General features: G+C 71.8%; 16 protein-coding genes. 10 read left to right on the top strand and 6 right to left on the bottom strand.

Translation table 11 applies throughout. The annotated features are described in order from the left end of the window. Positions 1–11 precede the first annotated feature (11 nt). Positions 12–494: a roadblock/LC7 domain-containing protein gene (locus ACFY2A_RS28670; RefSeq protein ID WP_387176200.1), complete on the bottom strand. Its 483-nt coding sequence runs from the start codon at positions 492–494 to the stop codon at positions 12–14. A 308-nt stretch (positions 495–802) separates the two neighbouring features. Between ACFY2A_RS28670 and ACFY2A_RS28665 the strand changes: the two genes are divergently transcribed. From ACFY2A_RS28665 to ACFY2A_RS28625, 9 genes are all read left to right on the top strand, one after another. Beyond that, on the top strand, positions 803–1,156 hold the full coding sequence (locus ACFY2A_RS28665) for a VOC family protein (RefSeq protein WP_387176198.1): 354 nt from the start codon (positions 803–805) through the stop codon (positions 1,154–1,156). Further along, entirely contained in the window at positions 1,153–2,394 is a 1,242-nt protein-coding gene (locus tag ACFY2A_RS28660; RefSeq protein ID WP_387176196.1) for a deoxyguanosinetriphosphate triphosphohydrolase, read from the top strand. Before ACFY2A_RS28665 ends, ACFY2A_RS28660 begins: the two co-directional genes overlap by 4 nt. A 52-nt stretch (positions 2,395–2,446) precedes the next feature. Beyond that, positions 2,447–3,292, top strand: coding sequence for a siderophore-interacting protein (locus ACFY2A_RS28655; RefSeq protein WP_363923019.1), 846 nt, complete (start codon positions 2,447–2,449; stop codon positions 3,290–3,292). A 197-nt stretch (positions 3,293–3,489) separates the two neighbouring features. Next, the gene (locus ACFY2A_RS28650; RefSeq protein WP_387176213.1) at positions 3,490–5,073 is read left to right on the top strand and encodes a BCCT family transporter; all 1,584 of its coding nucleotides are present in this window, start codon (positions 3,490–3,492) and stop codon (positions 5,071–5,073) included. 189 nt (positions 5,074–5,262) lie between these two features. Next, complete coding sequence (dnaG, locus tag ACFY2A_RS28645) at positions 5,263–7,125, top strand: DNA primase (RefSeq protein ID WP_387176193.1); 1,863 nt, start codon at positions 5,263–5,265, stop codon at positions 7,123–7,125. Positions 7,126–7,127: 2 nt separating this feature from the next. Further along, positions 7,128–7,664, top strand: a complete 537-nt coding sequence (locus ACFY2A_RS28640; protein WP_387176191.1) for a hypothetical protein — start codon at positions 7,128–7,130, stop codon at positions 7,662–7,664. A gap of 50 nt (positions 7,665–7,714) precedes the next feature. Then, positions 7,715–8,647: an ABC transporter ATP-binding protein gene (locus ACFY2A_RS28635; protein WP_387176189.1), complete on the top strand. Its 933-nt coding sequence runs from the start codon at positions 7,715–7,717 to the stop codon at positions 8,645–8,647. 22 nt (positions 8,648–8,669) lie between these two features. Then, entirely contained in the window at positions 8,670–9,467 is a 798-nt protein-coding gene (locus ACFY2A_RS28630; RefSeq protein WP_387176187.1) for an ABC transporter permease, read from the top strand. 9 nt (positions 9,468–9,476) lie between these two features. Continuing rightward, on the top strand, positions 9,477–10,286 hold the full coding sequence (locus ACFY2A_RS28625; protein ID WP_387176185.1) for an ABC transporter permease: 810 nt from the start codon (positions 9,477–9,479) through the stop codon (positions 10,284–10,286). Between the two features lie 1,377 nt (positions 10,287–11,663). On the opposite strand, the gene ACFY2A_RS28620 is transcribed toward ACFY2A_RS28625, so the two are convergent. From ACFY2A_RS28620 to ACFY2A_RS28600, 5 genes are all read right to left on the bottom strand, one after another. Then, entirely contained in the window at positions 11,664–12,764 is a 1,101-nt protein-coding gene (locus ACFY2A_RS28620) for a TAXI family TRAP transporter solute-binding subunit (RefSeq protein ID WP_387176183.1), read from the bottom strand. After that, positions 12,761–13,186, bottom strand: a complete 426-nt coding sequence (locus tag ACFY2A_RS28615; protein WP_387176181.1) for a roadblock/LC7 domain-containing protein — start codon at positions 13,184–13,186, stop codon at positions 12,761–12,763. The genes ACFY2A_RS28620 and ACFY2A_RS28615 overlap by 4 nt, the downstream gene beginning before the upstream one ends. After that, positions 13,187–15,604, bottom strand: coding sequence for a nitrate- and nitrite sensing domain-containing protein (locus ACFY2A_RS28610; protein WP_387176179.1), 2,418 nt, complete (start codon positions 15,602–15,604; stop codon positions 13,187–13,189). It abuts the gene before it with no gap. Between the two features lie 65 nt (positions 15,605–15,669). Then, positions 15,670–16,689, bottom strand: a complete 1,020-nt coding sequence (locus ACFY2A_RS28605; RefSeq protein WP_387176177.1) for a TAXI family TRAP transporter solute-binding subunit — start codon at positions 16,687–16,689, stop codon at positions 15,670–15,672. 17 nt (positions 16,690–16,706) lie between these two features. Then, a complete protein-coding gene (locus tag ACFY2A_RS28600; protein ID WP_387176175.1) occupies positions 16,707–18,878 on the bottom strand; it encodes a TRAP transporter permease in 2,172 nt (723 codons plus the stop codon). Between the two features lie 635 nt (positions 18,879–19,513). On the opposite strand from ACFY2A_RS28600, the gene ACFY2A_RS28595 reads away from it, so the two are divergent. Beyond that, positions 19,514–20,674, top strand: a complete 1,161-nt coding sequence (locus ACFY2A_RS28595; RefSeq protein WP_387176173.1) for a YhjD/YihY/BrkB family envelope integrity protein — start codon at positions 19,514–19,516, stop codon at positions 20,672–20,674. The last annotated feature ends 20 nt before the right edge of the window (positions 20,675–20,694 follow it).

The following is a 20,694-nucleotide window of genomic DNA, read 5'->3' as shown; positions in this document are numbered from 1 at the left end:
GTGTCCTGCGATCAGATCGGGGGGCGGCGCCAGGTGATCGACGGGTCGCGGTGGGGGCGCTGGTTCGGCATCGTGGCCATGGGTGTGCGCACCGCCAGCGGGGCGTGCGGATCCGGTTGGTGGGGCAGCAGCGTCGGGCGGCGGCAGGCGGCGAGGGCGGGGCCGGCGCGGCGGACCACCCCACGGGCCTCCTCGCGGAGTGCCGCCAGATCCGCTCCCGGTGCGGCGACCAGGGTCAGCAGGGCGTCCCGACCGGCCGGGTAGGTGACCACGCAACCGGCGGCCGTGTGCACCACGGACTCGTGGAACTCGCCCTGCCGCACGGTGGCCGCCATCCGATGCCCGAGGCCGAAGCTGGCCGCGGCCAGCGCCGCCAGGTGGGTGGCGTCGGTCGTAGGCAGATCGCTGGAGATGAGCAGGCCGTCCGTGCCGGCGAGGACCGTGCCGGCGACCTCTGGACGGCGTCGGCGCAGCCCTCGGAGCTCGGTACCCATCATCGTTTCCGCGTTCACGAGCGTGTCTCTCCCACCGGTCGTGTCTCGCCGCAACAGGTGACGTTCCGCGATGGCGACGCTACCCGTGGATGTCGATGAGTGCGATCCCGTTACCGTCGGCAATCGGGCGACAACTCTCGTCTGATCGGAGGATGTGGACCCGCCGTGGGCACGTCGCCGGCGAGCCGAACCGGGCCCCCGGGCGTAACCTGACTTCGCCCGTGGACCGTCGTTTCGCGAAGGGGTGGCCGGATGGGATCGCGTACCGAGTTGTCAGAGGCTGTCGGTGTCGCGGTGGCGGTGCCCGCATGACCGCCGTGTGGGAGAGCCTGACCGTCGACGCCCGTGACCCGGGTCGGCTGGCCCGCTGGTGGGCCGAGGCGCTCGGGTACCAGGTGGTCGAGGAGCGGCCGGACGAGGTGGAGATCCGGCAGAGCGCGGACCGGCTGCCCGGCATCGTCTTCGTGCCGGTGACCGGCGTCAAGGAGGGCAAGAACCGGCTGCACCTCGACCTGCGCCCGATCGACCGGGAAGCCGAGGTGGAACGGCTTGTCGACATGGGTGCCCGGCACGTCGACATCGGCCAGGACGGCGACGACTGGACGGTGCTGGCCGACCCGGAGGGCAACGAGTTCTGCGTGCTGCGGCAGCGTGGGGATTGAGTGCTGCGTCCGGTGGGCCGGACGCGGCGCGTCGGGTCGCGGAGCCGGTCAAGGACCCGGAGCACGGCCGGTCCCCGTACGAGCGGGACCGGGCCCGGGTGCTGCACTCGGCGGCGTTCCGCCGGCTGGCCGCGAAGACCCAGGTGCACACGGCCGGCACCGACGACTTCCTGCGTACCCGGCTGACCCACTCGCTGGAGGTGGCCCAGATCGCCCGGGAGATGGGCGCCCGGCTGGGCTGTGACCCGGACGTGGTGGACACCGCCGGGCTGGCGCACGACCTCGGGCACCCGCCGTTCGGTCACAACGGCGAGGCCGCGCTCGACGAACTGGCCGCCGACTGCGGTGGGTTCGAGGGCAACGCCCAGACGCTGCGGGTACTGACCCGGCTGGAGGCCAAGGTGTACGGCCCGGACGGGACGTCCGCCGGGCTGAACCTGACCCGTGCCTCGCTGGACGCGGTCGGCAAATACCCGTGGACCCGCCAGCCTGGCCGGCGCAAGTTCGGGGTGTACGCCGACGACCTGCCCGCCTTCGCCTGGCTGCGGCAGGGCTCCCCGGCCGGCGAGCGGCAGTGCCTGGAGGCACAGGTGATGGACTGGGCCGACGACGTGGCGTACTCGGTGCACGACGTCGAGGACGGCATCCACGGCGGATATCTCACGCTGGAGCCGCTGCTCATCGATTCCGACGAGCGGGCGGCGCTCTGCGCCGACGTCGCCGCCGTCTACTCGACCGAGTCGCCCGACTACCTTGCCGAGACGCTGGCCGGCCTGCTCGCCGACCCGGTGCTCGCCCCGCTGGCCGGCTACGACGGCAGCCATCGGGCCCAGGCCGCACTCAAGGCCACCACCAGCGTGCTGACCGGCCGGTTCGTGGCGACCGCCGTCGCCGCCACCACCGAACGGTTCGGCCCGGGAGCGCACCGACGGTACGCGGCCGAGCTGGTCGTACCCCGGCCGTTGCGTGCCCGGTGCGCGCTGCTCAAGGGGATCGCCCTGCGCTACGTGATGCGTCGGCCCGGCGCGCAGGGCCGCTACCAGCGGCAGCGGGAGATCGTCGCGGGGCTCGTGGGAACGCTGGCCGCGCGGGCACCGGAAGCGCTGGATCCGGTCTTCGCACCGCTGTGGCGGGACGCAGCCGACGACGATGCCCGACTGCGGGTGGTGATCGACCAGGTGGCTTCGCTTACCGATCCCGCCGCCCTGGCCTGGCACGATCGCCTGATCAGAAGCTGACACCGGGGTTGGGGGTTGAACGGCACGCCGTGAGTGAGGTTAGCCTAACCGAATGACGGATCGCCCGAAGAAGGTCACCTCCGCCCGCGTACTGCGTACCGAGCGGCCCACCCCACACGTGGTCCGGCTGGTCCTCGGCGGGGAGGAACTGGCCGGCCTGCCGGTCGGCGAGTTCACCGACCACTACATCAAGATCGTCTTTCCGGTCGCCGGAGTCGACCACCCGCGCCCGATCGATCTCGCCGCCATTCGCCGCGACCTGCCTCGCGAGCAGTGGCCCCGGCTGCGCGCGTACACGGTCCGCGCCTGGGACGCGGTGGCCGGGGAGCTGACCGTCGACGTGGTGCACCACGGTGACGAAGGGCTGGCCGGCCCGTGGGCGGCGGCGCTGCGCCCCGGCGACGAGGTGCTGTTCGTCGGCCCGGGTGGGGCGTACGCGCCGAGCCCGGCGGCCGACTGGCACCTGCTGGTCGGCGACGAGAGCGCCCTGCCGGCGATCGCCGCTTCCCTGGCCCGGCTGCCCGTCGGCGCGCCCGCGCACGTCTTCGTCGAGGTCGACGGCCCGGCCGACGAACAGCCGTTGCCCAGCCCCGGCGCGGTACGGCTGACCTGGCTGCACCGAGGCGTACGCCCGGTGGGTGAGGCGTTGGTGGCCGCGGTGCGTGAGTTGGATTTCCCGCCCGGCACGGTGCACGCCTTCGTGCACGGTGAGGCGGCCTTCGTCCGCCAGTTGCGCCGGTTGCTGCGGGTGGAGCGGTCGGTTCCCCGCGAGTGGCTGTCCATTTCCGGCTACTGGCGAAAGGGCCTGGACGACGAGGGCTGGCGGGCCACCAAGCCCGACTGGAACCGCCAGGTCGAGGCCGACGAGCAGGGGCGAGTTCCCGCGCCGCTCGGTTGACCATCGGGCCGATAACCGGCAAGGTGGCACCCCAACTCGCCCCTGAACGGCTGAAGTCGACTCTCAGGGTGCGATTAGCCGGAATTTCGGAGCACGACGGCGGGGGAGCGGGAGGATGGTCAGGGGTGACCATGAGCGAGCAGGTAGACGAGAAGGCCGCCGAACACGGCGGTAAGGGTGGCACGATCGACCCGATCGTGCTCGGCCTGGGCGTCGGCGGAGTGCTCGCCGTGGTGCTCTGGGGGGTGCTGGCCCGTGATTCGCTGGCGAGCGTCGGCGAATCGGGTCTGGCCTGGGTGATCGGCACGTTCGGCTGGTTCTTCGTGGTGGCGGCCAACGCCTTCCTGGTGCTGGCGGTGGTGCTGGCGCTGTCCCGGTTCGGCCGGATCCGGCTCGGCAAGGACGACGACGAGCCGGAGTTCAGCACGCTGGCCTGGATCGCCATGATGTTCAGCGCCGGCATGGGCATCGGCCTGGTTTTCTTCGCCGTGGCCGAGCCCATCCAGCACTACGCGGCACCGCCACCGGCGGCCGGCGTCGAGCCGCAGACCGGGCAGGCGGCATCGGCGGCCATGCAGTTCACCCTCTTCCACTGGACCCTGCACCCGTGGGCGATCTACGCGGTGGTGGCGCTGGCCCTGGCGTACTCGACGTTTCGTCGGGGCCGGCAGAACCGGATCTCGGCGGCGTTCCGGCCACTCATCGGCGACCGCGCCGACGGCCCCGTCGGTCAGGTCATCGACCTGCTGGCCGTCTTCGCCACCGTCTTCGGCTCCGCCACCAGCCTCGGGCTCGGCGCCCTTCAGGTCGCCGCCGGCCTGGACCTGGTCGCCGGGGTGCCGGACAGCACCGCGGTGGAACTGGTGGTGATCGGGGCGCTGACGCTGGCCTTCGTCATCTCCGCCTTCACCGGTCTGCACCGGGGCATCAAGTGGCTCTCCACCACCAACGTGGTGCTGGCCGTCGCACTGATGCTGTTCGTGTTCGTGGTCGGGCCGACCATCTACACCCTTGAGGTGCTGCCCGCCTCGATCGGCGACTACCTCAGCAACCTCGTCTTCATGTCCACCCGGACCGGGGCGTTCTCCGACCCGGCCTGGCTGGGCGGCTGGACGATCTTCTACTGGGCGTGGTGGATCTCCTGGGCACCGTTCGTCGGCACCTTCATCGCCCGCATCTCCCGTGGGCGAAGCGTGCGGCAGTTCCTGATCGGCGTGCTCCTGGTGCCCAGTGGCGCCAGCGCCGTCTGGTTCGCGATCATGGGCGGCAGCGCGCTGCGCGTGCAGGCCACCGGGGTACGCGACCTCGTGGTGGACGCCTCCGCCAGCAGTGAGCAGGCGCTGTTCGGTCTGCTCGACGCGCTGCCGTTGGCGGCGCTGACCGGCGTGCTGGCCATGGTGCTCATCGCGCTGTACTTCGTCACCAGCGCCGACTCCGCCTCGCTGGTGCTCGGCTCGCTGACCTCCCGGGGCGCGCTGCGTCCGCACCGGCTGGTCGTGGTCAGCTGGGGAATCCTGATCGGCGCGGTCGCCGCCGTGCTGCTGCTCGTCGGTGGGCTGGATGCGCTGCAACAGGCCACCATCATGGTGGCGTTGCCGTTCGTGGTGGTGATGCTCGGGCTGGCCGTGGCCCTGGTCAAGGACATGGCCGGCGATCCACTGCTGGCCGCGCCGACGCGTAACCGCCCGCACGGCCTGGCCGAAGCGGTGCGCGCCGCCCGATCGTACGAGGAGGAGGATCCGCCGCCGGTACGCCGCTACCTGCGGCGACGCCCCCGCTGACCGTTCTGACCGCCCACGCCGCGCCGTCCCGCCGCTGTGCCGGAACGGCGCGGCGTCGGCGTCGGTGCCCCGCGTCGGCGGCCGCCCGCGCCGTTGGGCAGGGCCCTTCCGCTACCGGAGACGTCAACAAGGGGCCCTTCCTCACTCCCCGAGCGGGCAGGGCAGGATGTAGGTCGAGGAGGTGGCGCAATGGCGGGGCGGATCCGGGACGAGGACATCGCGCTGGTCCGCGAGCGGACGTCCATCGCCGAGATCATCTCCGACACGGTGACGCTCAAGTCGGCCGGCGGCGGCAACCTCAAGGGGCTCTGCCCCTTCCACGACGAGAAGAGCCCGTCGTTCAACGTCTCGCCCGCCCGCAACGTCTGGTACTGCTTCGGCTGCGGTGCCGGCGGCGACGCCATCAAGTTCCTGATGGACGCCGAGCACCTCAGCTTTGTCGAGGCGGTGGAGCGGCTCGCCGCCCGTGCCGGTCTGCAACTGCGGTACGTGGAGGACGACCGGTCCGCGCCTCGACCGAACCGCCCGCAGCAGGGGCAGAAGCAGCGGCTGGTGGCCGCGCACGCCGCCGCCGTCGAGTTCTACACCGCGCAGTTGGCCACGGCCGGCGCGCGTCCCGCCCGGGAGTTCCTGGCCGAGCGGGGCTTCGACCGGGCCGCCGCGCAGCGGTACGGCTGTGGCTTCGCCCCCGACGGCTGGGACCTGCTCACCAAGCACCTGCGTCAGCGTGGCTTCAGCCACGACGAACTGGTCACCGCCGGGCTGTCCCGCCCGGCCCGCTCGGGCAGCCTGATCGACCGGTTCCGCCGCCGGCTGCTCTGGCCGATCCGGGACCTGACCGGCGACGTGATCGGCTTCGGTGCGCGCAAGCTCTTCGCCGACGACGACGGCCCGAAGTACCTGAACACCCCCGAGACGCCGATCTACAAGAAGTCCCACGTGCTCTACGGCATCGACCAGGCCAAACGGGAGATCGCCAAGCAGGGCCGGGTGGTGGTGGTCGAGGGCTACACCGACGTGATGGCCTGCCACCTGGCCGGTGTGCCGACCGCCGTGGCGACCTGCGGCACCGCCTTCGGCGCCGACCACATCGGCGTGCTGCGCCGGCTGCTGCTGGACACCGACGCCGTCGCTGGCGAGATCATCTTCACCTTCGACGGGGACGCGGCCGGGCAGAAGGCCGCGCTGCGCGCCTTCGACGACGACCAGCGCTTCGTCGGGCGTACCTTCATCGCGGTCAGCCCCGACAACATGGACCCGTGCGAGCTGCGGTTGGCAAAGGGCGACCTGGCCGTGCGGGACCTGGTCGCCCGCCGCGAGCCGCTTGTCGACTTCGCGCTGCGCCACGTGATCAGCCGGTACGACCTGGACACCGTTGACGGCCGGGTCGAGGCGATGCGGCGTGCCGCGCCCCTGGTGGCGAAGCTCAAGGACCGGGAGAAGCGTCCGGAGTACGTTCGCAAGCTCGCCGGCGACCTCGGCATGGAGATCGAACCGGTGCAGCGGGCGGTGCTGACCGCCGCCTCGGGACGACCGGAGAACGGCTCGGCCCGGGCCGCCCGGGCCGAGCCGAGCGTGGACAGCCCGCAGTCGATGGTCGAGCGGGAGGCGCTGAAACTGGCTCTCCAGGAGCCGGTGCTGGCCGGTCCGATGTTCGACGCGGTCGAGGCGACCGACTACCGGCACCCGGTGCACGTGGCCGTCCGGGCGGCGGTCGCCGCAGCCGGCGGGGTCGCGTCGGCGGCCGGCGGCGCGGTGTGGATCGAAGCGGTACGCGACGCCTGCGAGGATCTCGCCGCCCAGGCCCTGGTCGGTGAGCTGGCCGTGGAACCATTGCGGATCGATGGTGAACCGGATCCGCGCTACGTCTCGATCACCATGGCCCGGTTGCAGTGGGGGTCGGTCACCGCACGGATCCGGGAGCTGAAGTCCCGGATCCAGCGGATCAATCCGGTAAACAACAAGGACGAGTACTTCGCCGCCTTCGGTGAGCTGCTCTCGCTGGAGCAGCACGCCCGTGCCCTGCGCGAGCAGGCGGCGGGAGGGTTGTAGGAATGTCACTGTTCCGCCGCCGGCCGAAGCTGCCACCGGCCGACCGGCCACCGCTGGAGCGCGACGAACGGGTGCTGGCCTGGGCCGCTGCCGGCAACGGGGAGGGCGACGGGGTGGTGGTCGCCACCAACCTGGGGCTCTGGCTGCCCGGCCGGGGCCACCGGATCGGCTGGCACGACGTGGTCAAGGCCGTCTGGTCGGGCCGGGAGCTGACCGTGACCCCGGGCGAGCGGGTCGCCGAGCGGGACGGCTACCTGGTGGTCGCCGAGCTGCCGGCCGAGCGGTACCTGCTGCTCGATCCGGGTGACCTGCCGCATCAGGTACGCACCCGGGTCACCCGCTCCGTCGCGTACACCCAGCACCACGCCCTGCCCGGCGGATCCGGCCGCGTCGTCGGCCGCCGGGTGCCCGGCAGCGACGGTCTGACCTGGATGGTCCACTACGACCCCGGCACCCCCACCGACGACCCCGACGTCCTCGCCGAGACCGATCGCCTGGTCGCGTCCGCCCGCACCGCCACCACCCCCGCGGACCTCTGACTCGGTAATCCGGTGGGAAGTGTCGGACCCGGTGTCTAGGGTCCGTCAGTGTGACCACGGCACAACCACTCATCCAGGCTCGGGGGCTGGTGAAGCGGTTCGGCGACTTCATCGCCGTCGACGGCATCGACGTGGAGGTCTGCGCCGGTGAGGCGTTCGGCTTCCTGGGCCCCAACGGCGCCGGCAAGTCGTCCACCATGCGGATGGTCGGCTGCACCTCACCGCCCAGCGGCGGAGAGCTGCGCATCCTGGGCATGGATCCGGTGCGGGACGGGCCAGCCATCCGGGCTCGGCTCGGCGTCTGTCCACAGCTCGACAACCTCGACCCCGAGCTGACCGTCCGGGAAAACCTGACGACGTACGCACGCTACTTCGGCATCCCACGCCGGGTGGCCCGGGCCCGGGCCGCCGAGTTGCTCGACTTCGTGCAGCTCGGCGACCGGGCGGACAGCAAGGTCGAGCCGCTCTCCGGTGGCATGAAGCGCCGGCTCACCATTGCCCGTGCACTTGTCAACGAGCCGGACATCGTGCTCCTCGACGAGCCGACCACCGGTCTCGACCCGCAGGCCCGGCACCTGGTCTGGGAACGGTTGTTCCGGCTCAAGCAGCAGGGCGTCACGCTGGTGCTCACCACGCACTACATGGACGAGGCCGAGCAGCTCTGTGACCGGCTGGTGGTGATGGACGGCGGCCGGATCGTCGCCGAGGGGTCACCACGCGCGCTCATCGAGCGGTACGCCACCCGCGAAGTGGTCGAGCTGCGGTTCACCGTCGAGTCGCAGGAGGCGTTCGCCGGCAAGCTGGAGGCGCTGGGGGAGCGCGTCGAGGTACTGCCCGACCGGGTCCTGGTCTACGTGCCCGACGGTGACGCGGCGGTGGCCGAGGTCGCCGCGCTCGGTCTGCACCCGACAAACGTGCTGGTCCGGCGCAGCAGCCTGGAGGACGTCTTCCTGCACCTCACCGGCCGCACCCTCGTCGACTGAGCCAGGACTGGAAAGGTCTGCCTTGACCGCACAACTGACCCGGGACCGCCCCGCCCTGCCGCGGGTGCCGGCACTCGCGGTGCTCGAATACCGCCTGGTGGGTTACCGGCGCACCTGGCGGGCCGGCGCCTTCTCGTCCTTCCTGCTGCCCACGCTGACCGTGCTCGGGTTCGGGGTGGGCGTCGGGGCGTACATCGATCAGGGCGTCGGTGGCGTCTCCTACCTGGAATGGGTCGTCGGCGGGCTGCTCGCCTCGACCGCGTTGCAGGTGGCGATCGGCGAGTCGACGTGGACGGTGTTCGGCAACCTCCAGTGGAGCAAGATCTACCTCGGCCAGCGCTCGTCTCCGCTGCGGGTGGCCGACATCCTCGCCGGCCACCTGGCGTTCGTGCTGTTCCGGGTGCTGGCCTCGGTCATCGCGTTCCTCCTGGTGACCGGCGTGCTGGGGGCGCTGCGCTCGCCGTGGGCGGTGCTGACGGTGCCGGTGGCCGCGCTGCTCGCGCTGGCTGTCGCCGCACCCACCTTCGCGTACGCGGCATCTGTCGACTCGGACAGTTGGCTCGCCATGCTGTTCCGCTTCGCGGTGATCCCGATGACCCTGTTCGCCGGGGTGTTCTTCCCGGTCGAGTCGTTGCCGCTGGTGCTGCGCTGGCTCGCGTACGTCACGCCGCTCTGGCACGCCGTGGACCTGTGCCGGGCGGCGGTGCTCGGCGTCGCCCCGCAGTGGTCGGTCGCCGGTCACCTCTGCTACCTGGCCGCCTGGGCGGCCGGAGGATGGTTGCTCGCCCGCCGCGTCTTCGCCCGCCGGCTCGTCGTCTAGGAGGGGGTCATGGTCAGTCTGGTGCTGCCCCGGCTGGTCGACGTCTCGGCCGCGTCGCGGCGATCCGCGTCGGTCACCGAACGGAACGTCGCGGCCCTGAAGTCCGTCTACTGGCTACTACTGGTCTCCGGCTTCGTCGAGCCGCTGCTCTACCTGCTGTCCATCGGCGTCGGGGTGGGTGCGCTGATCGGCGACCTGACGCTGCCCGGCGGCACGGTCGTCACGTACGCCGCCTTCGTCGCCCCGGCCATGCTCGCCTCGTCGGCGATGACCGGCGCGCTGGCGGAGACCACCTTCAACTTCTTCGGGAAGATGAAGTACATGAAGCTGTACGACGGGGTGATCGCCACCCCGGTGCAGCCGTTCGAGATCGCCCTCGGCGAGTTGGCCTGGGCGATGCTGCGGGGCAGCGCGTACTCGGCCGCGTTCCTCGTGGTGATGGTGGTGATGGACCTGACCGCGCCCGCTCGCGCGTTCGCCGCGTTCCCGGCGGCGGTGTTGGTCGGCTTCGCGTTCGGCGCGCTCGGCATGGCGTTCTCCACGTTCATGCGCAGCTGGCAGGATTTCGACCTGATGGGCTCGGTGCAGTTCGTCCTGTTCCTGTTCTCCGGCACCTTCGTGCCCGCCGAGGTGTACCCGGTGGTGCTGCGGTGGCTGGTCGAGGTGACTCCGCTCTACCGGGCGGTGCACCTGATCCGTGCGCTGACCGTCGACATCGGTGGCTGGAGCTGGACGCTCGACGTGCTCTACCTGCTCGCGGTGCTGGCAGCCGGCCTGCTCATCGCCTCCCGCCGGATGGGCCGCCTGCTCTACAAGTAGCTCGCGCCCGGCCCCCGGGGCGTCGCGGGCCGCGGCGATTCGTGGCAATCCAGGTGTCTTCCGGCCGGCGTGTCGAGCATCAGGAGTGCCACAGTTCAGCGCCGCAGCAGGGCAGCGCGCCGCGCCTCAGCGGGGTCGGGCCCAGGTGAGGCGCGCCTTCGTCGCCCACCTTCCCGTACGTCCGTAGTCCCACCGCGTCCACCGTCCCGGCGTTCCGCCACCGTCCCGGCGTTCCGCCACCGTCCCGGTGGCTGAGCCGGCCAATCATGGACAGTTTCCGTTACGTGCTAACGGATTCTGTCCAAGATCTGGTGGTGTGCCGCCGATGGGGCGACCACTGTCGGTGGATGGTTCCCGATGAGGCGGCTGGGGCGCTGGAGTGGTTGGCCTTCGAGCAGGCTGGTGTGCTCACCAGCGCGCAGGCCCGCACCGTGCTCACCGATGGCACCGTACGCGGGCTGGTGCGTTCCCGACGGTGGCGCTCGATCAGTCGTGGTTTGCTGCTGACGGGCAACGGCCGGTTGACCCGGGACCAGCAGCTGTGGGTCGCGGTGCTTGCCGCAGGATCGGGTGCGGTGCTCGCGGGTACCACGGCAGCCACCGAGGCGGGGGTACGTGGCCTGCGATCCGAGCCCCTGCACGTACTCGTGCCGGCGTCCCGTCGGGCCGGGCGGACCACCCTACGCCAGTTGCCGATCGACATGGCCGCCGTGGTGGTGCACCGGACATCGGTCCTGCCCGATGCGCATCTCCAGGTCGGCCGTCCGCCCCGGACGACCACCGCGCGGGCACTTGTCGACGCCGCCGGATGGGCACCCTCGCCGCGCCTGGCGCAGGAGGCGCTCGCCGCCGGCTGCCAGCAGCGGCGGGTATTGCCGGAGGAACTGGCCGCCGTGCTGGACGTGCTGCCTCGCGCTCCCCGGCGGCTGTTGATCCGGCAGACCATCGACGACATCGCCGGTGGCGCTCAGGCGTTGAGTGAGATCGACTTCGTTCGGCTCTGCCGTCGGGCCCGCCTGCCCCGGCCCGACCTGCAACAGCGGCGGACCGACGCGGCGGGCCGGCGGCGCTGGCTGGACGCGTACTGGCGGGAGTGGGGCGTGCACGCGGAGATCGACGGCGCGCACCACATGGACGTACGCCAGTGGACGGCGGACATGCGACGACAGAACGACGTCTGGACGGCGGGGGAGCGGATTCTCCGCTTTCCCGCGTGGCTGGTTCGGGCACACCCGGAGCAGGTCGCCGACATCGTTCGCCGTGCCTCCTGGCCGCCGGCTGGCACCCCGACGCCACAAACCGCTGAGATCTTGGAAAGTTCCCGTTCGGACCTAACAGAAATTGTCCAAGATCTCGCAACTGCCAGCGATGCGGGGGTCAGCCGCCCTGGTAGTAGCGGGCGGCGCCGGGGTGCAGGGGGATGGGGTCGGTGGTGGCGGCGGATTCACGGTCGAAGTTGCGCGCCTCGGGGTGCGCCACGGCCAGGTCGGCCTGGTAGGTGAAGAGCAGGCGGGTCAGGTCGTACGCCAGGTCGTCGGGCATCTCCGCGCTGACCAGGATCACGTTGGCGACCGTCACGGTGGGGGTGCCCGACGGGGTGTCGTAGGCGTCGCGGGGCAGCTCGGCGGTGGTGTAGACCGAGCCGTGCGTGGCGCTCAACGGCTCGCTCAGGTCGGCGACCGGTAGCAGCCGGAACCGGTCCGGCGCGTTGGTGAGCAGGTCGGCGATGCCCGGCGTGGGCAGACCGCCGGAGAAGAACATCGCGTCGAGCGTGCCGCTGCGCATTCGGGCGACCGTCTCCGGCAGCGACAGCCGGGCTCGGCGTACGTCCCGCTCCGGGTCGAGTCCGGCGGCGGTGAGCAGGCGACCGGCGATGACGTCGGTGCCGGACTTCGGTGAGCCGGTGGAGACCCGTCTGCCACGCAGTCCCGCGAGGTCGGCGATCTGCGCGTCGGCCCGGACGATCACGTGGGTGTAGTTGCTGTAGACCCGGGCCAGTGCCCGGACCGGTTGCGGGCGACCGTCGAAGGCGCCACGGCCGGCGGTGGCGTCCGCCGCCGTGTCGGCGAGGCTGAAAGCGATCTCCATGTCGCCGTCGGCCAACCGGGTGATGTTCTCACCGGAGGCCCCGGTCGGTTCCGCCCGAGCCTCGTAGCCGGGTAGGTGGCGGCTGATGACGTCGGCGTAGCCGCCGCCGAGTTGGTAGTAGACCCCGGTGGTGTTGCCGGTGGCCAGGAAGATGCGCCCGTCGTGCCACGGCCGAGCCTCCGGGGTGCGCTCGGCACCGCAGCCGGTGACCAGCGCGACCGCCAACAGCGTCGCCACCAACCGCCGCCCTCTACCTCCGCCGACCTTGTCGCGCCGCCGACCCTCGGTCGCGTCGGCGTGCGCGATGGGTCGGGGCGTGCCGGCGTGCGCGGCGGGTCGGGGCGTGTCCGCACCTTCGGCGCGGTCAGGCGTCACCTGCGGGCCGGTCATGCGGGCACTCCGCCGGGTTGGTGGTCGGCCCAGGTGCGGGCCGCCGGTTCGAGTGCCTCGGCGACCCGCTGGACCAGCGTCGCCGTCTCGTAGCCGATCTGACCCAGGTCACATCCGGCGGCGGCCAGCACGCCGAGCAGGGCGCGGTCGCCGACCGCCATCACCAGCAGTACGCCGCCGTCCATGTCCACGATCTGCTGTCGGACCCGGCCGGCGGACATCAACCGGGCAGCGCCGACGGTCAGGCTGGCCAGGCCGCTGATCACGGCGGCGAGCTGGTCCGCCTGGTCGGTCGAGAGGTGCGGCGAGGCCGCGAGCCGCAGCCCGTCCCCGGAGACGGCGAGGGCGTGCGACACGTCCGGTACCTTCTCGGCGAAGTTCGCCAGGAGCCAGTCGAGGCCGGGGCTGCCGTTGGGCATCATCTAGGGTCTCCCGTTCGTCTGCTGGTTACGTCGCATCGCGTGGGCCACCCCGGCGGAGAGGGCGGACAGCCGGGCCCGTACCACCTCGGGGTCGAGCAGGTCCGGCGTGGCCTGCGGCGGCGGCACGTCGTGCAGTTCGGACTGAAGGCCGCCGCCGCGTACCCGCCGGGGCAGGCCGGCCGAGGTGGCTTCCTCGGGACGGGCGGCGCCGGGCCGCCAGGTTGACGCACCGTTGGCCGACGCGGGCGGCCCGTTCGGCGTGACGCCGACGGGCTGTGCGGGCGGCCGGTAGTGCGGTTGACCGGGCTGCTCGGGTGACCAGGCCGCCGCGCCGTTGTTCACCACCGGCAACGTCATCGTCGGGGCCCGGTGCACGTCGTAGGAGTCGGCTGCGGCGCCGACCACCGCCGGAGCGCCCCGGTGCCGGAACCAGGCGCCGACGGCCGGGGGAGCCGGTCGGCCGACGGTGTTCGGGCGGCCGGTGAGCTGCTCCATCCGGGTCAGCAGCGACTCCGGCACGTCCACCTGGGCCACCGTCCCGGCACCGGCACTGTGCAGCCGCACCTGGATGCCGTGCCGGGCGGCCAGGTGGGCCACCACGTGCAGGCCCATACTGCCGGCCGCCGCGCTGGACAACGCGGCGGGGGCGCGCAGCCTTTCGTTGATCTCGGCCAGCCGGTTCTCGCCGATGCCGATGCCCTGGTCGTGTACGCGCAGGGTCAGCCCGTCGACGGTACGTCGACCGTCCACATGCACCGGCGTGTGCGGCGGAGAGTACGAGGTGGCGTTCTCCAGCAACTCGGCCAGCAGGTGCACCAGGTTGCCGACCGCCGAACCCTGCACACCGGCGGTGGGCACGTCGATCTCGACCCGGGCGTACTCCTCGATCTCGGAGGCGGCACCGCGTACGACGTCGGCCACCAGATGCGGGCCGTCCTGCGAGCGTCCGGGCTCGCCGCCGGCCAGGACCAGCAGGTTCTCCCCGTTGCGCCGCATCCGGGCGGCGAGATGGTCGAGGGCGAAAAGTCGGGCCAGCGCGTCGGGATCCGTCTCGTCCTGTTCGAACTCGTCGAGCAGCCGTAGCTGTCGGGTGATCAGCGTACGGATCCGGCGGGCCAGCGCCTCGACCATCCGGGTCACGTCCATCCGCAGCTCGGCCTGCGCGCCGGCGAGCCGCAGCGCGGCCCGGTTGACGGTGTCGAACGCCTCGGCCACCTGGGCGATCTCGTCGCGTCCACGGCTGATTCCGGCGGTGAGCTGCGAGGCGGTGCCCTCGGTCGGGCCACTGTCACCGGCCGCGATGGCGGTGATCCGTTCGGGCAGTTCCCGGTGTGCCATGGTCAGCGCCGCCACCCGTAGCCGGCGCAGCCGGCGGCTGGTGCGTACCGCCAGCAGCGCGGCGGTGGTCAGTGAGACCAGCGCCAGGCCGGCGGTGGATCCGCCGGTCACCAGCGCCCGTTGTCGGGCGGCGGTGGCCAGCTCGGCGGCGCGCCGGTCCAGTTCGTCGGAGAGTTCCCGGCCGAGCAGGTTGAACCGGCGGATGGCACCGCTCTGGGCGACGTACCAGGCGTCGCCGTCGGCGGCCAGCGCGGCCGGCTCGGCGTCGGCGTTCAACGCGCTGTCGCGCATCCGTCGGGCGGTGGAGACGTCGCCGCCGGCGATCAGTCGGGTGTATGCGTCGGTGGCCCGTTCCCCGGCGATCCGGGAGAACTCGGCCTGCCGCTGCTCCTGCGCTCCGCGCAGCCGGCCCAGCCGGGCGAGTTCGCCCTCGACCAGCTCACCTCGGACGAAGATGGCCCGGAGCAGGTCACGTTCCAGCGATGCCAGGTGTTCCTGGGCCGCGACCGCGGCCACCTCACGGGCGCGGTTGGCCAGCTCGGGGTCGCGTAGCTGGGCGGGAAGCGCGTCGGCGACGGCGAGCAGCGACTCCGCCAGCGCCACGTAGATCCCGTCGGCGTTGTCGGTGGTGAGCGCGGCGATCCGGGCCTCGTCGAGCTGGTCGAGGTGCTCGGTCACGCCGTCGAGGTCGCGGCCGAGGTCCGGCGCGGTGCGGCGGGCGTCGGCGCTGGCGGTCTGGTAGCGCTCGCTGGTCTCGTCGACCCGGCGCCGCTGGGCGTCGACCAGTTGGCGGCCGGAGGTACCGCCGCGCTGGCGGAGCGCCGCCGTCTCGCCGAGTTCCCGTTCCAGCTCGTGTACCAGTGAGACGGTGGCGGTGGCGGTGCCGGCCAGCACCCGGGCCCGTTCGGCGTCGGTGGAAGCGGCCAGGGCGTCACCGGTCTGGATCGCCCCCAGCACGAGCAGGCCGGCGGTGGCGATCAGGATCGGGGCGAGCAGTTGGGTACGCACCGACCACAGTCGGCCGGTGTGGCCGGACGGACGGTTGTGCCGGCGTACGCGGGCCAGCGAGGACAGCGGCACGGGGGTCTCCCGAGGTCTGGGGCGGCCGGGCCGGGGTGTCAGGCGTCCGGCCCGGCCGCCGTCGGTCAGCTCGCGCCGAGGTCCTGCAACGCCTTGGCCGCGCCCCGGTGCAGACCGACCGGGTCGGTCCTGCGGGCGGTGTCCAGGGCGATGCCCTTGGCAGCGGGATTGGCCTGGGCCAGCGCGTCCTTCTTCTCGAAGACGGTCCGAGTGATGGCGCAGGCCACGTTGGCGTCGAGGTCCTTGCGGACGAGCAGCACGTTCGGGACCACGATGGTCGGGGTGTCCGCCACTGTGGAGTAAACGTCCTTGCCGATCGTGCCGCCCTGGTACGCGGGGTTCAGTTCGCTCATCTTGGGCAGCAACGGCGTGACGTCGATGAATTTCACCTTGTCGCCGGCGGTGGTGAACAGGTCGGTGAGGCCGCCGGTGGGCAGGCCGCCGGACCAGAAGAAGCCGTCGACGGTGCCGTCCTTGACGCCCTCCACGGTCTTGGTGAGATCGAGCCGCTGGGCCTGGACGTCCGTGGCCGGGTTCAGACCGGCGGCCTCCAACAGCCGGTTCGCGATGACCTCGGTGCCGGACTTGGGGGAGCCCGTCGAGATCTTCTTGCCGCGCATGTCGGCCACCGTGTTGATTCCCGAGTCGGCCCGGACGACCACCTGGGTGTAGTTGTCGTAGATCCGGGCCAGCGCCTCGACCGGCTGCGGTGCGCTGAAGCTGTCCTTGCCCTCCACCGCGTTGACGGCCGTGTCGAACAGCGAGAAAGCCACGTCGTACTGGCCACCGACGAGCTGTTCGATGTTCTGGACCGACGCTCCGGTCTCGGCTGCGGTGCCGGTCAACCGGCCGCCGGTGCTCTCCGAGAGCTGCCCGGCCAGAGCGTTGCCGACCACGTAGTAGACGCCCGTGGCGTTACCGGTGGCGATGCCCACCCGGGTGTTCTCGGCCACCTCGCAGGTGACGGCGCTCCCGGTGTCGTCCGTGACCGCGGCGCCCTGGCGGCCTCCGCAACCGGCGGCGCCGGCGGCGACGAGGGTGAGGGCTCCCACCCCGGCCACGAGCCGCGCGTTGATCCGTCCCACACTGTCTCCTTCCTGAGTCATGCCGGTGATCCGGCTCGCGCTCCGCCGGAGGGGCCGGCGGATCCGCGTCGTACGAACACGCCCACCGTCATGACGCCGGCCAGCACGGCACCGATCGCGACGGGCGCGGGTTGCAGCCAGAGCAGCGTCAGGCCGGCGGCCCCGCCGATCACGCGTTCCGGCACGCCCGCCGCACCGACGCCGGGCAGCCAGCCGCCGGCCGCGACGGCCAGCACCGCGACACCGAGGGCCGTGACGACGGCCGCGACGAGGATGCGCCGGGGACCGCCGATGCCGAGCAGGCCGAGCCCGGTCGGGGTGATCACGAACGCCAGCGGAATCAGGTACGCCGGAAGCGCGTACCGCAGGGTGTGCCACATGGTCGGCACCAGCCGTCCGCCGGTGACCGCGGCGGCGGCGACGGCGGCGAGTGCGGTCGGTGGCGACACCTCGGACAGCACCGCGAAGTAGAAGACGAACATGGCGGCGGCGGGTGCGCTGACACCGAGGTCGAGCAGGGCCGGTCCGATGATCACCCAGCCGATCACGAACGACGCGGTCACCGGGACCGCCAGGCCGAGCAGGCTGAGCGCGACGGCGGCGAGCAGCGCGGTCAGCGCGAGCACCACGGCCGGCTCGGAGCTGACCGCGCTCGCGGCACCGACCAGGAGCGCGGCGGCCTGCGGACCGAGACCGGTCTTGGTGGTGGTGGCGGTGATGACGCCGGCCGCCGCGCAGACGACGGTGACCGCGAGGACCCCGCGTACGCCGTTGGAGAGCGCGGCGGCCAGCCGGGCCGGGGTGAGCCGGTGGGTCCGGTCCAGGAAGGACAGGGCGATCGCGAGGACGGTGGCCAGCACCACGGCACGGGTCGCCGACAGCCCGACGGCGAGCAACCCGACGATGGCGAACAGGGAGGTGAAGTGATAACCGGACCGGGCCAGCAGCCGCCAGGCGGAACCGGCCGCAAGGGCTGCCGGCCGCACCCCGGAGCGGCGCGCGTCGATCTCCACCGAGAGCACGATGCCGAGGTAGTAGAGGATGGTCGGCACCACCGCCCAGCCGAGTACCTGGAGGTAGGACACGCCGAGGTACTCGGCGATGATGAATGCCGCCGCGCCGAGCGTCGGTGGGGACAGGATGGCACCCACGCCGGCGGCGGCGAGCATCCCGCCGGCCCGTTCCGCCGGGTATCCGGCGCGACGCAGGATCGGCCAGGTGACCGCCCCGATGCTGACGGTGGTGGCCGCCCCGGAGCCGGAGACGGTGCCGAGCAGGAAGCCGGAGGCCACTGCGGTACGACCGGCCGCGGTACGGGAGCGCCGGAAGGCCGCGGCGGAGAGGTTCACGAAGAACCGGCCGGCGCCGGAGAGGTCGAGCACCGCCCCGTAGATGGTGAACAGCACGATGTACGTGGCGGCCACGTCCAGCGGGGTGCCGTAGAAGCCGCTGTCGGAGTTGTAGAAGGCGTCGACCAGCTGCCCGAAGTCCAGCCCGGCGTGCGCTACCGCCCAGGTCTGCGGCAGCAGCCCGCCGTAGTAGCCGTAGCCGAGGAAGACCAGGCAGACGGCGGGCAGGATCCAGCCGGTGGTGCGCCGGCAACCCTCCAGCAGCAGGAGCAGCAGGACGGTGCCCATCGCCACGTCCATCCCGACCAGCAGCCCCTGCCGGTCGAGGAAGGCGTCGTAGCCGCCACCGCCGCCGGCCAGGGCGATCGGTAGCACCGGGTACAGGCAGCCGGCCAGCGCCGCGGCGGCCAGCAGCCAGTCGACGCGGCTGGGCCCGGACCGGCCCGGTACGGTCGCGTGGGATGTCGCCGCCGACGGTTCCCGCCCTGCGAGCGCCCGCAGGCGGCGCGGCAGCCTCAGGTCGGCCGGGTAGGCGAGGAAGACCAACGGGAGTACGCCGGCCAGGAAGAAGATCAGGTAGTACTTGCTGCCCTGGGCCAGCGGCCGGAACACCTGCCAGAGTGCGAGCAGGCCGATGGCCAGCGTGGCCGCGGTCAGGGCGAGGGCGACCGGTCCGGTCAGCACCCGACCCGGCTTCTCGTCCTCGAACCGCCCGGCGAGTTCGGCCGGATCGATCCGGACCGGATCGGTCCTGACGGCGGGCGCCTCCGCCTCCGCGACTCGGCTGTGTCCGCCGTGACGCTCAGGTCCGGAATCTTCGGTGAATCGGATAGCCGACACGAGGGGGGACGATACGCGAATTGACTCCGCGTTGGGGGACATAGTCGAACATCGCTTCGCTGAGTGACTTTAAATTCTTTCATGTCACGTGTCGCGGCAATAATTAAGAATAGCGTTCACGATTGGCCCGGACGTGCCGATGAGGGTGGGGGCGGGTGGCGAGGAGGGCGGCGAGAGCTGTCCGTTTTATCGAGTTAGCGGACATCTTGCGGCCGTGTGGGTCGGCAAGAAAATCAACTCAGACGATTACTCTCCGTGCATACAACTACGGTCGGTGTCGCCTCGAGCCGCCTCGGTCGCCTGGTGGCGGCCGGGTGGTCGATGCCGCCCGGAAGATCGATGCGGTGCGCCCGGCGCGCATCGCCGGTCCGTTGGCCGGTCCCGACGGGCGATGCGAACCCATTGGCGCCGGGTCGAATTCGCCCCGTTCCCGTCGACGGGAAGCAGGGTCGGCGCATTTCCCGCGCGCAGGGAACCGGGCCTGCATCGACTGTTTCACGCCCCGGCGGGGCTGCTTCGGGGTCGGCCGAGGCGATCCGAGCCGGCGCACCGTCCGATGCGGCTGGGTTACTTCACGTCGGTCGCTGGGCATGTGTCCTCAACGATCACCGCGAGCGGAGCCGAGGGGAGAGGCGATGGCCTCCGAGGAGTCTTCCCGTCCAGACCGGCGTGGCCCGGGGCCCGACACCGCCCCTGACGGGCGGCGGGGCGAGGCGGGTGCCGACCGTGCTCCCGAGCGGCGGGACGACCGTGCTCCCGAGGAGCGGCGGGACGACCGTGCCGCTGAGGGGCGGAGCGAGTCGGGTGCCGACCGCAGCCAGGTAGATCGTGAGGCGAGTGACCCGCCTGCGCATCCGGGCCGGTTGTCGCGTGGCGAGTGGATGGCGGCGGTGCGCCGCACGGGGCGTGAGTTCGGTGACGACAGACTGACCGACTGGGCCGCGGCGCTCACCTACTACGGCGTGCTCTCCATCTTTCCGGGCCTGCTGGTGCTGGTCTCGCTGCTCGGCCTGATGGGCACGGAGGCCACCCGGACGGTACGCGACACCGTCGCCGAGTCGGTGCCCGAGCAGAACATCCGCCAGATCCTCGACGCCGCGATCGGGCAGGCCCAGCAGAACGGTGGGTTGGCCGGTATCGCCGCGATCATCGGTCTGCTCGCCGCCTTCTGGTCGGCCTCCGGCTACGTCGCCGCCTTCATGCGCGCCGCCAACTCGATCTACGACGTGCCGGAGGGGCGGCCGATCTGGAAGACCCTGCCGATCCGGGTCGGGGTCACCGCGGTGATCGGCGTGATGCTGCTGGCCAGCGCGGTGATTGTGGTCTTCACCGGCCGTTTCGCCGAGGAGGTCGGTGCCGCGCTGGGGGTGGGGAGCACGGCCGTGACGGTGTGGGACATCGCCAAGTGGCCGGTGCTGCTGGTCCTGGTCAGCCTGATGTTCGCCATCCTCTACTGGGCGTCGCCGAACGCGCGCCAGGGCGGCTTCCGTTGGGTGAGCCCGGGTGGAGTGCTGGCGGTGCTGATCTGGCTGCTGGTCTCCGGCCTGTTCGCCTTCTACGTGAGCAACTTCGGCTCGTACAACAAGACCTACGGGGCACTGGCCGGGGTGATCATCTTCCTGGTCTGGCTCTGGCTGAGCAACATCGCGATCCTGTTCGGTGCGGAGCTCGATGCCGAGTTGGCGCGGGCGCGGGCGATCAGCGGTGGCCTCCGGCCGGTCGATCGGGAGCCCTACGTTGAGTTGCGCGACGACCGCAAGCTGCGCTCGAAGGGTGGAGAATCGCCTTCTCAGTGACCTTCCGGACGGATCTACAC

The organism is Micromonospora sp. NPDC000442 (genome assembly GCF_042898635.1).
In the GTDB taxonomy this organism is placed as follows: Bacteria; Actinomycetota; Actinomycetes; order Mycobacteriales; family Micromonosporaceae; genus Micromonospora.
This window is presented reverse-complemented; position numbering and strand designations above follow the sequence as displayed.